This is a genomic window from Sulfurovum sp. TSL6, from assembly GCF_019972115.1.
Taxonomy (GTDB): Bacteria; Campylobacterota; Campylobacteria; order Campylobacterales; family Sulfurovaceae; genus Sulfurovum.
The window spans coordinates 364,374-380,719 of record NZ_BPFJ01000001.1 but is presented as its reverse complement, the minus strand read 5'-3'; the positions used below and the strand labels follow the sequence as shown (position 1 = coordinate 380,719).

The following is a 16,346-nucleotide window of genomic DNA, read 5'->3' as shown; positions in this document are numbered from 1 at the left end:
ATAATTATCTATTTTTAATATTATAATTATCCATATTTAACTTTATTATTATCTATTATTGGTATTATTGCAGTATGAAACGAGAAACTTTAGATAAAAAAATAAAAATTTCAAATGATTTAATGTTCTATATCTACACGCATATAGAGACAGATATCAACATTGATGAGTTAGCAGATCATTACAAGATCAATAAATTTTACTTGCATAAGATCTTTAAAGAAGTGTTTGGCCGTAATATCTATGAAAGTATTAAATCCATACGTCTTCAAAAGGCTTCTAACCTTTTGCTGACCAATAAATATTCGACGATTTCTGAAGTGGCCAATGAGTGTGGCTACAGTTCTCAAACCTCTTTTATTCGTGCCTTTAAAGAACGCTTTTCCATGACGCCAAACAAGTGGAGAAAAGGTGGATATAAAGAGTATTCACATAAAATTCTCTTGCAATCACCAAAGGCACAAGCTTCCACAGCCAGTTTTGATGTCATTCAGCCTCAAATTGTGAAGATGCCTCAGATGAGTGCCTATTATATCCGTCATAGAGGCTATGATTACGATAAATCAAAACTCACATGGCAAAAAATTCAAAGTTGGATCTACCAGAATGAGTTAAAGGATTATACGGAGATATCACTTTTCCACGACAATCCAACCATCACACCATTAGATGAATGTCATTATGTGGCATGTGTAGTACCGAATGAAGAAAAAGAGTTAAAAGATCAACGTTTACCAAGATTTAATATCTCAGAAGGTGTTTATGCCAAATTTGACCTGGAAGGTACCCGAGGGGATCTACTGAAATTCATCCATTGGGTCTATCATGAGTGGCTGCCTAAAAGTGAATATCAAACAACCACGAAACCGCCTTATGCGATCTATCACAAAAACCATTATCTTGATGAAGATAAGAAATTTTCGATCAGTTTTTATTTGTCGATCAAGTTTTAAATAAAAGAATGGGTTTCACTTGAGTTTTTGAAAGTTTCCATGGTGCATTATGCCCTAAGGCTAAAAATCTTCAGAAACTACCTCTTGTAGCGATCATGACTCTTTTTCATGCAACAACACTAAAGAGTCACTCACGATACATTTCCCGCCGTATTTGTTGATAAAAGATCTGATCTTCTCTATCAACTTTGCAAACTTCTCCTCTTCACACACGGTAAATATATAATTATTACTCAGGAGGTCATTGGCTTCATCGGCAGTTTTTAGTCCGTGACTTCCACACCCCTCGATATCTCTAATGATGGTATAACCCGTTACGCCACTCTCTTTAAATAACTCTAATACTCTATTTGTATAAATAGATTCGATGATGACTTCAACTTTTTTCATTTTTTTCATGTTTAACCCCATAAAATAGTTATAAAGTAGTAGTATAGCGGTATCCCTAAAGAGATATTAAAAGGGAAAGTTACCGCTAAACTTAATGGTAAATAGAGACCTGGATTGGCTTCAGGTACAGATAACCTCATAGCCGCAGGAACGGCAATATATGACGCACTTCCGGCAAGCAATGACAATAATAAAGTATCTCCTCTTGATAGTTCAAAGAAGTACCCTAAAAGAATAGCGACGGATGCATTAAAGATAGGCATAGCTATGGCAAATATAATTAAAAAGAGTCCAACTTTTTTTAATTCATAAATTCTTTTTGCTGCGACCAATCCCATATCAAGAAGGAAAAATGCCAGCATTCCTTTAAACAGAGTGCCAAACAATGGCTCCATAGAATTCCAACCTTTTTCTCCGGTCAAAATACCAATGATCAGAGCACCCACCAATAAATAGACAGATGGATTTAAAAATGCCTCTCTAAAGATCTCTTTCCAATCCGTCTTTTTATTATCTTCAGAACCTGTAGTAAAGAGTGTGGCAAAAACAAGTCCTACAACAATTGCCGGAGATTCCATAAGTGCCATTCCAGCGACCATATATCCTCCATATTCAACGCCAATCGTTTGAAGATAGGTTATACCGGTAATAAAGGTCACTGCACTGATTGATCCATAGGTCGCAGCAATAGCAATAGCATTATAATTATCCAATTTAATACGTAAAATAAAATAGCTATAGATTGGCACAATGACTGCCATAAGAACTGCTAAGAAAAGCGCAGTGAATATGTAGGTATTGATACCGCTATGAGAAAGTTCATATCCTCCATGAAGCCCAATTGCTATCAAAAGATACAATGAAAAAAGTTTAGGTAAAGGCTGAGGAATCGATAATTCTGATTTAAAAAAAACAGCTAACATACCAAGTAAAAAAAATAATATGGGTGGATTTAAAATATTTTGAAGTATTAAATCTATATTCATAATGAATCTCCTAAAAAGATTTGTGAGATGTATCGCACGTAAAGTGCGATACGGAGTAGATTGCTACTTAGATAGCGTCAATGATCGCATTAAGCGTAGCAGATGGTCTCATTGCTTTGGCAGCCAACTCATCATTCGGGTGGAAGTATCCGCCAACATCTTGAGCTTTACCTTCAACAGCAAGAAGCTCTTCCATGATCTTCTCTTCATTTTCTTTCAGTGCTTTAGCCACTGGAGCAAACTTCGCAGCCAATTCTGCATCTGAACCGTTTGCAAGTGCTTCTGCCCAGTATTGCGCTACATAGAAGTGAGACGCTTTGTTATCTGGCTGACCCACTTTTCTTCCTGGTGCTTTGTTGTTATCAAGGTACCCTTGGTTTGCAACGTCAAGCGCAGCAGTCAGTGCAGCAAGTTTTGCATCGTCATGTTTTTGACCGATCATTCTCAAAGACTCAGCCAATGCCAGGAACTCACCCAGTGAATCCCATCTTAAGTGACCTTCAGCAAGGAACTGGTCTACGTGCTTAGGCGCTGAACCACCCGCACCGGTTTCAAACAATCCACCACCGGCGATCAATGGAACGATAGAAAGCATTTTAGCAGATGTACCAAGCTCCAAGATCGGGTACATATCAGTCAAGTGGTCTCTTAGTACGTTACCGGTTACAGCGATGACATTGTTACCTTTTCTGATCTCTTCATTTGTGAATCTTGTTGCATCTGTTACTTTCATGAATCTTATATCCAGACCATCAGTATCATACTCTTTAAGATACTCATTTACTTTTTTGATAAGCTCAGCATCGTGTGCTCTATTCTCATCTAGCCAGAATACTGCAGGTATACCTTCAATTCTAGTTCTTTCAACAGTTAGTCTTACCCAGTCTCTAATTGGTATATCTTTAGTTCTAGCAAGTCTCCAGATATCTCCAGCATCACACTCAAAGCTCATAAGTACACCATCTTCACCAGTTACTGTGACTGTACCAGCTTCAGCTAGTTCGAATGTTGTTGGATGAGAACCGTACTCTTCAGCTTTTTGAGCCATTAGACCGATATTTTGCATTGCACCCATTGTAGATACATCGTACTGACCGTTTTTAACGATATCAGCGACCATTTCTTCGTGGAACATTGCATAAGTTGAATCTGGAACTACAGCAACAGTTTCACCAGCTGCACCAGTTCTATCCCACTGCTTACCACCTTCTCTTACCACTACAGGCATAGAAGCATCGATAATTACATCGTTAGATGCGTTGAAGTTAGTTTCACCTTTATCAGAGTCAACCATTGCAATTTTTGGAGCGTCAGAATCAACTACTGCTTGGAATGCAGCTTTGATCTCAGCTTCTTGAGCGTGACCAGCGATCTTTTTCTCAAGGTCAGACATACCCATGTTAGGGTTCACACCTAATTCTTTGAAAGTATCTGCATATTTAGCAAATACGTCAGCAAAGAAGATTTCAAATGCGTGACCGAACATGATTGGGTCAGAGATCTTCATCATTGTAGCTTTAAGATGTAGTGACCAGATAAGACCTTTTGCTTTTGCATCTTCGATTGTCTGCTTATAGAATGCTCTAAGTGCAGCAATTGACATGAATGTACCATCAAGTACTTCACCTGCAAGTGCATCGATAGTTGTCAGCTCTTTACCGTTAAGTGCGATAGTTACTTTTTGATCTTTATCAAGTGTGACTGATTTTTCGTGTGAGAAGAAGTCACCGTTTCCACCCATATGAGCAACATATGCTTGACAGTTTTCATCAACTGCTTTTAGTCTGTGTGGGTTGTTTTGTGCAAATCTTTTTACCGCTTTAGCCGCTCTTCTGTCTGAGTTACCTTCTCTTAGTACCGGGTTAACTGCAGAACCAAGACATACATCGTATTTTGCTTTGATCGCTTCTTCATCAGCATTTGCAGGATCTTCAGGGTAGTTAGGGATATCATATCCTTGACCTTGAAGCTCAGCGATACAATCTTTTAACTGTCCTACTGATGCAGAGATGTTTGGAAGTTTGATAACGTTCCCGTCTGGTTGAAGTACGACTTCTCCTAGTTTAGAGAGTTCATCTTCTTGAAGACCCATTGCAGCAAGTACACGACCTGCTAAAGAGATATCACTCTCTACAACTTCAACGCCTGCTTCTTTAGTAAAAGCATTTACGATTGGTAGTAATGAATACGTAGCCAGTGCCGGCGCCTCATCGATTTTTGACCATATGATTTTTGGTAACTTTGACATAGTTATTCCTTTGAAAATTTATTTACTCCGAAAAAGTAACACATTTTTTACAATAAAATCAAATAAATAAGATAACTATTGTCTTATTAAAAATATTTGTTTCATAATTACACATAATTATTATAATAAGTGAGGCATCACAACTATGTATTTGAGTATTTTATTATGTATATCTATTAGATAAAGTGATAGTAGATTGGAATATTGTATAGAGTTATTATTTAGAAAATCAAAACTTTATAAAGTTATATATTTTATAAGGTTTAGGAGATGAGCTATTTTTGATATACTTCTATTAACTCATGAACTTGACGCCTTTTCTTGTCATGAATGTAGAATGTTTCCTTTTATCCACCGACTTGAAGAAAGACTTGGGTATCAGGTTTTTGTCATCCTTCATACTACTTCTACTGGTATTGATCTTTTGGTTTATAACGCACGCGTCAGAGAGTCTTCGTTATAGGTTTCAGATTGGTATAGATATTTTTCTCATACTCTATCTGGGAATTCACTATCTATTTAGATCACATCCCAAAATGAATTTACAGGGACATTTTCATTAACACTCAGTGTTTTGACTGCAATGGTAGGGGCTGTACATTTGATACTGCTTACTTTTAGTTAATTTTTTATTTTTTATTCTCTCTATTCACAATCTCATGGTAGCATATTCCGTAAGATATTTATTTTATAAATTTATATTATAAAATTTTATTTATATAAATATATTATGATATACTCTAGTTAGGCCATCTTAAATGGTATATAAAGCCATCAGGAGGAAATGACTATGATAACAGATCAACCGTGTATGTGGCATGGAGGGGGAATGTGGTTTTTCCCTATGCTTATGTTCATAATAATGATTATTATCTTCTTTGTACTTGTTGGACGTGGACGAGGCGGCTGTAGATTACCGTGGTGGGGTCCAGAAGGATATTACAGAAAAGGTGAAGAATCAGATTCAGCGTTAGAAATGTTGAAAAAGAGATATGCGAATGGAGAGATTACAAAGGAAGAGTTTGAACAGATGAAAAAGGATATCCTCAGCCAATAGTTATGGCTTAGTAATTCCATTTAAAACCTGGCCATTAATTTTTGCCAGGTCATAGGTATAAGACGACTGATGAACTCGTAAAAATAGGCATCCGGTCCTACCAAGATACTAGGTTTATTTTTCTTAATACCTTTGATGATTATCTTAGCTGCTTTGTCTGGCGAGATCCAGCATACATATTTTTCAAACCTCACTGCTTCATCTTCTTTGGATACTTCTGGCTGCGCTGTCTTATAGAACCTTTCGTTTTTCACTATATTAGTTCGAACTCCACCCGGATAGACACATGAGACATTGACGTTTGAATCCTTTAGCTCCTGGTCCAGGGTCAGAGTAAATCCCCGTATAGCGAATTTACTGGTACAGTATGGCCCACTGTTGGGGTTAGTAAAGAAGCCTTGTACGCTTGAGATGTTAACAAGGTTGGCCATAGATTGTTTTTTCAAATGTGGAAGGAACGCTTTACAGCCGTATATGACACCGTAAAGGTTGATACCCATCAACCAATCGAAATCTTCATAAGAGACATCTTCTAGCGTCTCTTTCAATTGTACACCTGCATTGTTGATAACAATATCTACCTTGCCATAGTCTTTGATCACTTCATCGGCAAAACGATAGACACGTTCTCGGTCGGAAACATCTACCCGGTATGTTCTGGTCTCTATATTTTCATCTTCTAGCAGTTTGAGAGTTTCTGCTAGGCCTGTTTCATCAACATCGGCCAAAGCCAGAGAGCAGCCTTCTTTTGCCAGGTTGACAGCCAGTCCCCGTCCGATTCCGGAGCCTGCGCCGGTAATAACAGCTACTTTACCCTTTAGATCACGCATCTCCTATTCTCCTTTGAAGTCTGTCAAATTACCCGTATTAAGATCATCATAGAGTTCAAACCGTTTTTCTGGTTCCACACCTTTAAATTGGGAAGCGACGCGGGTCACATAGGCTTCCATACCCCGGCCCGCATCTTCAGAATTCATCGCTGTAAGTGCCCCGGCCATTTCCAATACTTGCCCCTGAGACCAGGCCATCCGGCTGCCTTTTCGTACTGAAGTACGAATACATGCTTGTGCTATGGGTGCTCCTCGTGAGAGTTTTTTGGCCAGTTTCATGACAACGGGCATTAATTCATCAGGGGCAAGAACCTGGTTGATAAGACCCATGGCTTCTGCTCTAGATGGAGGATAGATCCCACCGGTCATGAGCATTTCCATTGCTCTACCTTCTCCAATGATACGTGGGAGCCGTAGCGGTGTGCCTGTTCCTCCAGGAGTAATACCCAGCAATACTTCTGGTAGTCCTATACGGTAGTTATCACCATCGGCCATATATCGAAAATCACAGCAAAGAGAAATCTCACAACCACCGCCAAGAGCCAAGCCATTGATCGCTGCAATTACAGGTTGTGGGAAGTTCTCGAGGAGCTGCAGGCAACGGGTCCAATAAAAAATGCTCTGTTCTCCATTGGAACGCTTTTTTGTGTTTTTTAGGGCAATACGTTCAAGCCAGGGCCATCGATCCATTTTGTCAAACAACCAGCAAAGAATATAAGCTGTTATACGGTTAGTGGCGGGGGACCTTTTTTTAGCAATTGCGTTATGAAAGTCGATGAGGTCATCAACATCATAATGAGTGAGAAAGGTATCTTCAAGGCCGCCGCAGAGTACCAAAACCCGTATCGAATCATCATTGCGGTCTTTCAAAAGCTGAGTATATAACTCACGCAGCATAGTAAGGGTTATATAGTTATACGGTGGATTGTAGAACTCAATAATCCGTACAGAGCCTTCTTTTTTTATCTTGATCTGTTCGTACATGCTTAACTCCAAAATTAGATTTGTGATAAATATAACTTCAATACTTAACAGTGATACTGAATAGTAACAAGAAATACACCCGACCAACTATTTATTAAAAGAACAAAGTGCCCATCGATTGTGTATATCAATATTAAGAGTATATCAAAAGTGTCTGCAATAAACTAGTGAAGTATTCGTGTTCTGTCGTCTATTGTTCATTTTCATTACATACAGCAGTAAATACTCAAGCATATCACTTAAAGGGGGATCACTTCATGAAACTTACCACTTGCAGTTAGATGAGGAGGAGCATCACTCTTTACAACCTTTACATCTACCAGTCCATTTTTTGAAAATACTGCATTTACTGATTGAATTATTTGCTCAAAAACCTGGTCAGGTTTCGCATGATTTAAAAGCTCAGCCCGAACTTCAAAAACAGATTCTGAAGTTTGAACCAATTGTATTCGTTGTGCACTTCCATGTTCTAAATCAAAAGCCAAAGGTGACAGTGTGACATTTCCCACTCGAACTACTGTTGCTTGTCTTCCCTCAATTTGAAAACTTTTAAATGGTGAGCCGCATGGACAAGGGTCGCGATAAAATCGCAAGCGATCACCGATATCATAGCGAATAAAGGGCTGAAGATCATTGGCAAGTACTGTTAACAGTGCCGTTGTCGATAATTCCCCATCAGGAACAGGTTGATGATTTTCATCGACTGCTTCTAATATGACCCAATCTTCAGGTACATGTTGACGGCCACAATCGCACTCAAAAGCCATAAAAAGACACTCTGTACAAGCATAACTATTCATAATACCAAACTCAAGTGAAGGGAATGCCTTTTCAACGCGTTTACGAAACTCAGGTGTGAATGTTTCACCGGCAACTTTGATACGTTTAGGTTCTATTTCTAAACGGCCAACTTCTTGTTCTTTAGTCAAAATTGCCAGCATGCTTGGATAAGTAAGTATTTCTGCTATTTGTCCTGTCTCATTGAGCTGTTTAACCGTTTCTCCAATCGCTTGTTCTGCTGGAATAAATGTAAATTTTCTTGGAATTGGTGGAGTCAAGTTTTGCCTAAGTTTATCAAAACCGGCACCGGCAAAATGCCCATTCCCACCCGAAATAACAATATTAGTACCCGCTTTTTGAAGTTTCAATTCCACTTGTAATTGCCTCTTAGAAAAGCGGGCCAAATTAATACCAAAGATAAACTCAATGACTGATGACGGAATAACGATAACGGCAGGTTCACCCGAAGTTCCGGACGTTCGAAAGACAGCATATTGACCCATCGGAACGCCAAGGTTATCCATACTGTCCATATGTTCTCTCGCTTGAGCAAGCGTTAAAGATCGATCAGTGAGCCAATTGTCAAAATCACCCATAAGGTCAATCTTAGATGTTACTGGAAGATCGTTTAGTGTAATAAGATCTGTATCAGGCAAATGAGCATAAAGTTTATTAAAATATGGCGATTTTTTACGGACCTTTTTTATAAGATTTCGAAGATTTTTAAGCTGTTTGGCTTCTATTCTTTTACGACCTCCCCAAGCCGTCCAAATACCTCCAATCCAGTATCCAAGTGTTCTAATAAAGCTGAAATTCATATTAGTGACTCCTCAGTAGCAGTAGTTGATATCAGCATCATAAGTCCTATCAATACTAACAATATAGTTTCGTTTGAATTAATGATCCAAATTGAATACATTACTATTTATTAAAATAACAAAATATCCTCAATCTCCTTTATTGAAGTATTACTAGTATACAAAAAAAGTCCCACTATTTCAAGAAGTATTTTAATCTTCCATATTTTTATGTATGGTATAACAGACTAGGAGTAACGCATTTTTTTAATCCTCTCATTTACACTTCCGATCAATATTCTGTAGAAAAAAAGTGATAATGCATTCGGTCTGTTTTTGTAATGAGGTGAGGTAAAATAATCCTCGGGGTTGTCAAAAACACCATGGTCATCACTTACTGCATCCATCTGAACGAACTGCTCTTTTTTAAAATCAAGCTCGATACTAGAGGCATTTTTCGAACATGCTACTGAGTAGCCTATCTTCCAACCGTTTTGATGCAATTTCTTCTTTGCGGCTGTGTAGTATTCGGCATCATTAATATAGGAATCAATGAGAAACCATGTATTGTTAAGCTTAACCTCTAACCAACTATGAGAAATTTTCTGAGGGATAATCCAGTAGAAAAAACCGCGGATCAAACCTCGCTGTATACTCTTGTCTATTAAGGAAAAATGTATCCGTGATTCAATATCAATAGCTTTACACAGTGCCAGAAAGAGGATTGTTTTATTGTTGCATACCCCATAGCCGTATTTGATTGTCCTAGATGCTGGAACGAAGTCAAGCTCGACGGGAAACTGAAATTTAATATCATCCCGCACATAATAAAAAAGCGCAACTATTTTATCCTCCACTGTCTCGTAAAATTTCGTTAATCGAATAGCCTTATTTTTAACGATTAAATTGTTGTAATCAGCTAGATTTTTGATCTCTGTTTTCATGTTAACAACCTCAAAAGATGAAATAAATGTAATTATTCTATAGTAACCAATCTTCACTACCTCTAACCGGTGTGGTTTATTTAACGCTTTGCATAAGCAGCTTAAGTGTTTTATAGACAAATCCTGCTTAATGAAATTTAGCTAAAAAATTTAACAAGATCAAAGTATAAAACTCCTTGATAACATTGTATTTTGTTATACTATAAGATCTAAGAGAGATACTGACCCATAAGGAAAAATGGATTATGAAGAATGTGAGAGTAGATACTTTTATTAAGTTACCCGATAAGCGTTGTCTAGCGTATACAGAGTACGGTGATGAACTGGGCATGCCAGTGTTTCTTCTTCATGGTCTTCCCGGATCTCGACTATCCTGGGGGATGCTGCCTGATAATCCTTTTCCGGATGGATTGCGTATTATTGCACCTGACAGGCCAGGCTACGGCCGATCACATGCCAAACCGGGTCGGACGCTAACGGATCTGTCCGATGACATCGCAATATTAGCAGATGCATTGAACATCCAAAGTTTTGCAGTAGTAGGTGTGTCTGGCGGTGGCCCTGGTGCACTTGCCTCTGCCTGGAAATTGCAAGAACGCATTCATGCCGTAAGTATTGTGGCCTCTCCCGCACCGACAAATGCACCCGGCATTTTCGAAGGTATGAGTAAAACGAACCATTTTTTTATGAAGCTAGCGTGGTATGTTCCCTGGCTGTCAAATTTAAATATCCGCTTGCTTGGCATTGCCATACGGCATAATCCTGCCCATTATATACAATCCATGAAATACAAAGTACATGAAGTTGATCAAACCCTACTCAAACGTCCGGAAATCCGAGAAATTCTCATTAAGGATTTTACAGAGGCTCTAGGTAATGGTTCCCAGGGAATGGTAGATGACATGTCAGCCAACCATGGCCATCCATGGGGATTCCCTTTAGGACAGATCAAAGCAAGAGTGCATTTTTGGTACGGTGAACTTGATCGCAGTGCTTCTCCTGCCATGGGAAAGTACCTTAGCAGTAAAGTACCAAACAGTGAAATGACGCTTGTACCAGGTGCAGGACATTTGTGGGTGCTTGTACATCTGAATAAAGTACTTGATGACCTGAAACAAACCATGGAGACTAATCAAAACCTTATAAAATAAACTATATCGGAAATTTATAATGAATGAGTCGAATTGCTGGGTTGAAAAAGTGATTTATTAAAAAAAGGGGTTTGTAATGACTCACACAAAATTATTTGTGCGAGTATCTATTTTTATAGTTGAGGACCTGCAGATGCGAAGTCAAACTCGTCACCATTTCCATCATAACGATGGAAATTCTCTTGGAACATACCAGCAAGCTTCGCTAACATTGCGTCATACTCATCTTTGTCTTCCCATGTATTTCTCGGATTAAGTACAGCCGTATCTACACCATCCAATGTTTTAGGGATTGCAAGATTAAAGGTATCAAGGGTTTCAAACTCAGTATCTAAGATAGCACCACTCAAGATACCATCGATACATGCTCTCGTATTTTTGATACTCATACGCTTACCTGTACCGTAAGGACCACCTGTCCATCCCGTATTTACAAGGTATACATTTACTCCATGTTCATCTATCTTCTCACCAAGAAGTTTAGCATAGACAGTTGGGTGCAATGGCAAGAATGCTTCACCAAAACATGCAGAGAATGTTGCTACTGGCTCAGTAATACCTCTCTCTGTTCCAGCCACTTTAGCTGTATATCCGCTAAGGAAATAATACATTGCCTGTTCTTTGGTCAGTTTACTTACCGGAGGCAATACACCAAATGCATCCGCTGAAAGGAAGATAATGTTATTTGGATGACCTGCCTGTAAGTCTTTTTTATGATTTTCAATATGTTCTATAGGATATGAAACACGTGTATTCTCTGTTTTAGAACCATCCGTATAATCAACCTCACCATTATCATCCGCGACAACATTTTCCAAAAGTGCATCTTTCACAATCGCACCATAGATCTCTGGTTCGGATTTTTCATCAAGATTGATCACTTTCGCGTAACATCCGCCTTCAAAGTTAAAGACACCATGATTGTCCCAACCATGTTCATCATCACCGATAAGTGCCCTTTGAGGATCTGTGGAAAGCGTTGTTTTACCTGTACCTGAAAGTCCAAAGAATAGACATACATCACCCTCTTTACCTACATTGGCAGAACAGTGCATAGAAAGTTTACCCTCAAGTGGCAACCAGTAGTTCATCATAGAGAAGATACCTTTTTTCATCTCACCGCCATACCATGTTCCACCAATGATACCCACGTTTTCTTCTACATTAAACACTACAAAAACATCAGAATTCAATCCATGTTCTTTATACTTTTCATCTACTGCTTTACATGCATTATAGACAGTGAAGTCTGGTTCAAATCTTTCGAGTTCAGACTCGGTAGGACGGATGAACATATTTTTAACAAAGTGTGCCTGCCATGCCACTTCAGTGACAAAACGTACAGAACGTTTACTTGCAGCACTTGCTCCTGCATAAACATCTGTCACATAAATGTTCTTACCAGAAAGTTGAGTTAATATAAGATCAAGGAGTTCATCATAGATCTCTTTATCTATCTTAGCATTGATATCACCCCAAGCAATATGTTCATTTGAAGGTGCTTGATCAACAAAATATTTATCTTTAGGACTACGTCCTGTGAAGATTCCTGTATCACACATTGCTGTACCTGATGTTGAGATCTTACACTCTCCGCTGTTTACTTCGTGCGCTTGCAACTCGTCATAACTTAAATTGTAATAGACATCTCCGATATCTTTCAATCCTAGTTTATCAAGTCCGTTGGGCGTTTTAGTACTCATAAGTATCCTATTTCTTTCTTTTATTTTTATCATGCTAAAGCATAAGTTAGAAAATATCTATTATTTTCTAACTTATGCTTCCTCACTAGAGGAAGCATAATATGTGAAACTACTTTATTTAAAGATAGAAAGTAGTACACCTGCTGCTACGGCTGAACCGATAACACCAGCCACGTTTGGACCCATGGCATGCATAAGCAGAATATTACCCGGTTTTTCTTCAGAACCAACTTTACTTACAACCCTTGCTGCCATCGGTACTGCAGAAACCCCTGCTGCACCGATAAGTGGATTGATAGGTTCTTTAGAAAATTTGTTCATAATTTTACCCATGAGCACACCTGCCGCTGTACCTGCAGCGAATGCAAGAAGACCAATGATCATAATACCCATTGTCTCAGCTACCAAGAACGAATCTGAAGCCAATTTAGAACCCACACCAAGACCAAGGAAGATAGTTACAATGTTAATGAGTGAGTTTTGCATCTCATTTGAAAGTCTATCAACAACGCCTGACTCTTTTGCAAAGTTACCCAGTGCAAAAGAACCCATAAGTGGTGCTGCGTCCGGTAAGATCAATGCGATCATCATAATAACGATTAGAGGGAAAATAAGCTTTTCAAGTCTATTCACTTTTCTTGTTGTCTTCATTACGATCTGACGCTCTTCTTTATTCGTTAAGGCTCTCATTATCGGAGGTTGGATCACTGGAACCAATGCCATATATGAATACGCAGCAACTGCGATAGCTCCAAGAAGTTCCGGTGCCAATGCTGACGCGATAAATATAGATGTAGGACCATCCGCTCCACCAATGATACTGATCGCTGCAGACTGCTTAAGTGTAAAGTCTACCATTCCAGTATACTGAGAAAGTGCAGCGGCACCAACCAATGAGCCAAAGATTCCAAACTGAGCAGCCCCACCAAGAAGTGCTGTTTTAGGATTAGAAAGAAGTGGTCCGAAGTCTGTCATTGCTCCAACACCCATAAAGATCAGTAGAGGAAAGAATTCGTTAGCAATACCCATATTGTAGATAATACCTAGCATTCCATGATCACTTGTCATATTAGCGATAGGTATATTGGCCAGAAGTCCACCAAAAGCAATAGGTAAAAGAAGAAGTGGTTCAAATCCTTTAGCAATAGCTAAATAGAAAAGTATAAAGATGATAGTAAACATAATAAGTTTACCCCAACTTTGGGCAAATAGACTCATCTCATCACCATGACCATTTTTGACACCCTCTTCCGGGTTTACCATGGCATTGAGACCTGTCGTTTCAAAAAAGCTTACAAGAAGTTGAGTGATAGATTTAGGTTCATAGACTTGTTCTTCTTGCGCTGGGGCAGCAGGTGCTTCATGCACACTGGCTTGCACTGTTGATGTGAGTGCTGTAAAAGCAAACATCATCGAGAGTAAAAGATGTTTGAGCTTCATGCTTACTCCATTGTGGCTAGAAGTTGTCCGTCTGCGACTGAATCGTTGACGTTGACATTGATTGAGGCAATTTTACCCGCTTTTGGTGCAGCGATATCAATTTCCATCTTCATCGCTTCAAGAATCATAATAACATCACCTTCAGCAACAGTATCACCCGGGTTTTTAACGATCTTCCATACATTACCTGGTGTCTGTGAGTGTACTTCCACACTTCCCGCTGCACCCGGTACCAATGCTGGTGTTGCTGATTCTGCTACTGCATTTACTTGTGCCGGTGTTGCAGGTGCTATTTGGATATCTCCCTCACCCTCTGCTACTTGTACACTATATTGTTTACCATCTACTACTACTGTATAATTCCCTGCCATATCTGCTTCTCCATTACTTATATTTTCATCATTTTTTCTTACCATGAGAGGACTTTCACCCTTCAAGAACGCAATACCTTTTTCAGCACATGCACCTGCGATGAAGATGTTTTCATCTGAAGTTTCCAACCCTTCATCTTCAAGTACTTTTGTCCAGTGTGCGATAGATTTTGTTTCATCTCTATCAGCAATATCTAAAGGATTTTCTGTGGTAGGCTCTAAGTCCAATTTTTTAGATGCAAGTTCGATGATCTCCTCATCTGCTTGTACTGGTGTTTTACCAAAGTAACCAAGTACCATACGTCCATATCCTGGAGCTATCTGCTTCCATGGTCCGAACATCACGTTGGCATAAGCCTGCTGCCAGTAAAATTGACTCACTGGTGTTACAGATGTACCATAACCGCCACGCTCTACGACTTCTTTCATCGCACCGATCACTTCGTCGAACTTTTCAAGATCACCAGAGTCTCTCATCATCTGCGTGTTTGCTGTCAATGCACCACCAGGCATAGGTGAGAATGGGATAAGAGGTGATACTTGTGTTGCTTCAGGCGGTATCATGTAGTCAGAAAGACACTCTTTAAGTCTCTCTTCATACTTCAGAATTTTATCAAGCTGTAGGTCACCAAGATTATAATCTGTTCCTTTTGTTGCATGAAGCATTGTAAGGATATCCGGTTGACTTGTACCACCACTTACCGGTGATGCTGCCATATCGATACCATTTGCCCCTGCATCTAGTGCTGCAAGGTAAGATGCGACTGAAACACCTGCTGTTTCATGTGTGTGAAGTCTTAAGTGTACACTGTCACCAAGAAGCTTTCTTGCCATTGCGATAGTCTCATATACTTTATGAGGATTTGCAGTTCCTGATGCATCTTTAAAACATACGCTGTCATAAGAGATACCCGAGTCTAAAATATTTCTCAGTGTTTTTTCGTAAAAAGCAACATCATGTGCACCTTTACATCCTGGAGGAAGGTCCATCATTGTGACCACAACTTCATGGTCAAGACCATGTTTTTTGATCATTTCTGCAGAGAATGCAAGGTTATTCACATCGTTCAGTGCATCAAAGTTACGTACGGTTGTTGTACCATGTTTTTTAAACATTTTTGCAAAAAGTTCGATCATTTCACGGCTACCTGTATCAAGCATTACTGTGTTGATACCACGTGAAAGTACTTGAAGGTTAGCATCCGGTCCTACGATCTCTCTAAAACCGTCCATCATCTCAAATGCATTTTCCTGTAAGTAAAAGAACAGTGATTGGAATCTTGCTCCTCCACCAAATTCGAAGTGATTAATACCTGCATTCTTCGCTGCTTCTACTGCAGGGAAAAAATCATCCATAAGTACACGACCGCCAAAGACAGACTGAAATCCGTCTCTAAAGGTTGTGTCCATTACATCAATATATTTTTTAGCCATTTACTATACCTTGTTTATCATTTTTTACGAAATTCTGTGACAGCTGCAATAATAGCCGCAACATGATGACCTTCCTCAGTCACATTCTTTGTAGCAGGAACTACTTCAGGTGCTTTTTCTGGGAAGAATTTATTGATAATTTTAGCTTGTAGCTTCATTACCTGAACCAATATTACCAGGAAGACAAATACGACCATCATTCCCAGTACCATAAATTTTAAGCCTTCGCTTACTAAATCTATTTCCATGTGATTAACCTCACTTTATAAGTTTACAAA

General features: G+C 39.0%; 15 protein-coding genes. 4 read left to right on the top strand and 11 right to left on the bottom strand.

Annotated elements, in window-relative coordinates; all coding sequences use genetic code 11:
- The first annotated feature begins 74 nt into the window (after nt 1–74).
- The gene (locus tag LDM93_RS01795; RefSeq protein ID WP_223890256.1) at nt 75–953 is read left to right on the top strand and encodes a GyrI-like domain-containing protein; all 879 of its coding nucleotides are present in this window, start codon (nt 75–77) and stop codon (nt 951–953) included.
- Nucleotides 954–1,046: 93 nt separating this feature from the next.
- On the opposite strand, the gene LDM93_RS01790 is transcribed toward LDM93_RS01795, so the two are convergent.
- The 3 genes from LDM93_RS01790 to LDM93_RS01780 form a co-directional block, all read right to left on the bottom strand.
- The gene (locus tag LDM93_RS01790; protein WP_223890255.1) at nt 1,047–1,352 is read right to left on the bottom strand and encodes a DUF190 domain-containing protein; all 306 of its coding nucleotides are present in this window, start codon (nt 1,350–1,352) and stop codon (nt 1,047–1,049) included.
- 2 nt (nt 1,353–1,354) lie between these two features.
- Nucleotides 1,355–2,329, bottom strand: coding sequence for a sodium-dependent bicarbonate transport family permease (locus LDM93_RS01785; RefSeq protein WP_223890254.1), 975 nt, complete (start codon nt 2,327–2,329; stop codon nt 1,355–1,357).
- 67 nt (nt 2,330–2,396) lie between these two features.
- Complete coding sequence (locus tag LDM93_RS01780) at nt 2,397–4,577, bottom strand: NADP-dependent isocitrate dehydrogenase (RefSeq protein WP_223890253.1); 2,181 nt, start codon at nt 4,575–4,577, stop codon at nt 2,397–2,399.
- Nucleotides 4,578–4,854: 277 nt separating this feature from the next.
- Here LDM93_RS01780 and LDM93_RS11385 point away from each other — a divergent pair, with 277 nt between their 5' ends.
- Nucleotides 4,855–5,040, top strand: a complete 186-nt coding sequence (locus LDM93_RS11385) for a DUF6713 family protein (RefSeq protein ID WP_374706124.1) — start codon at nt 4,855–4,857, stop codon at nt 5,038–5,040.
- A 327-nt stretch (nt 5,041–5,367) separates the two neighbouring features.
- Nucleotides 5,368–5,634, top strand: coding sequence for an SHOCT domain-containing protein (locus LDM93_RS01775; protein WP_223890251.1), 267 nt, complete (start codon nt 5,368–5,370; stop codon nt 5,632–5,634).
- A 20-nt stretch (nt 5,635–5,654) separates the two neighbouring features.
- Here the strand turns inward: LDM93_RS01775 and LDM93_RS01770 are convergent, their stop codons facing one another.
- From LDM93_RS01770 to LDM93_RS01755, 4 genes are all read right to left on the bottom strand, one after another.
- Nucleotides 5,655–6,464: an SDR family oxidoreductase gene (locus tag LDM93_RS01770; RefSeq protein ID WP_223890249.1), complete on the bottom strand. Its 810-nt coding sequence runs from the start codon at nt 6,462–6,464 to the stop codon at nt 5,655–5,657.
- A gap of 3 nt (nt 6,465–6,467) precedes the next feature.
- Nucleotides 6,468–7,154, bottom strand: coding sequence for an enoyl-CoA hydratase/isomerase family protein (locus LDM93_RS01765; RefSeq protein ID WP_223890248.1), 687 nt, complete (start codon nt 7,152–7,154; stop codon nt 6,468–6,470).
- 533 nt (nt 7,155–7,687) lie between these two features.
- Nucleotides 7,688–9,046 (bottom strand): phenylacetate--CoA ligase family protein, encoded by a 1,359-nt coding sequence (locus LDM93_RS01760; protein WP_223890247.1) that lies wholly within the window; start codon nt 9,044–9,046, stop codon nt 7,688–7,690.
- A gap of 227 nt (nt 9,047–9,273) precedes the next feature.
- On the bottom strand, nt 9,274–9,969 hold the full coding sequence (locus LDM93_RS01755; protein ID WP_223890246.1) for a transglutaminase family protein: 696 nt from the start codon (nt 9,967–9,969) through the stop codon (nt 9,274–9,276).
- Nucleotides 9,970–10,214: 245 nt separating this feature from the next.
- Between LDM93_RS01755 and LDM93_RS01750 the strand changes: the two genes are divergently transcribed.
- A complete protein-coding gene (locus LDM93_RS01750; RefSeq protein ID WP_223890245.1) occupies nt 10,215–11,120 on the top strand; it encodes an alpha/beta fold hydrolase in 906 nt (301 codons plus the stop codon).
- Between the two features lie 113 nt (nt 11,121–11,233).
- On the opposite strand, the gene pckA is transcribed toward LDM93_RS01750, so the two are convergent.
- The 4 genes from pckA to LDM93_RS01730 form a co-directional block, all read right to left on the bottom strand.
- Complete coding sequence (gene pckA / locus LDM93_RS01745) at nt 11,234–12,823, bottom strand: phosphoenolpyruvate carboxykinase (ATP) (RefSeq protein WP_223890244.1); 1,590 nt, start codon at nt 12,821–12,823, stop codon at nt 11,234–11,236.
- A gap of 114 nt (nt 12,824–12,937) precedes the next feature.
- Complete coding sequence (locus LDM93_RS01740; protein ID WP_223890243.1) at nt 12,938–14,263, bottom strand: sodium ion-translocating decarboxylase subunit beta; 1,326 nt, start codon at nt 14,261–14,263, stop codon at nt 12,938–12,940.
- A 2-nt stretch (nt 14,264–14,265) separates the two neighbouring features.
- A complete protein-coding gene (locus LDM93_RS01735) occupies nt 14,266–16,068 on the bottom strand; it encodes a biotin/lipoyl-containing protein (RefSeq protein ID WP_223890241.1) in 1,803 nt (600 codons plus the stop codon).
- 17 nt (nt 16,069–16,085) lie between these two features.
- The gene (locus LDM93_RS01730; RefSeq protein WP_223890239.1) at nt 16,086–16,316 is read right to left on the bottom strand and encodes an OadG family protein; all 231 of its coding nucleotides are present in this window, start codon (nt 16,314–16,316) and stop codon (nt 16,086–16,088) included.
- Nucleotides 16,317–16,346: the final 30 nt, after the last annotated feature.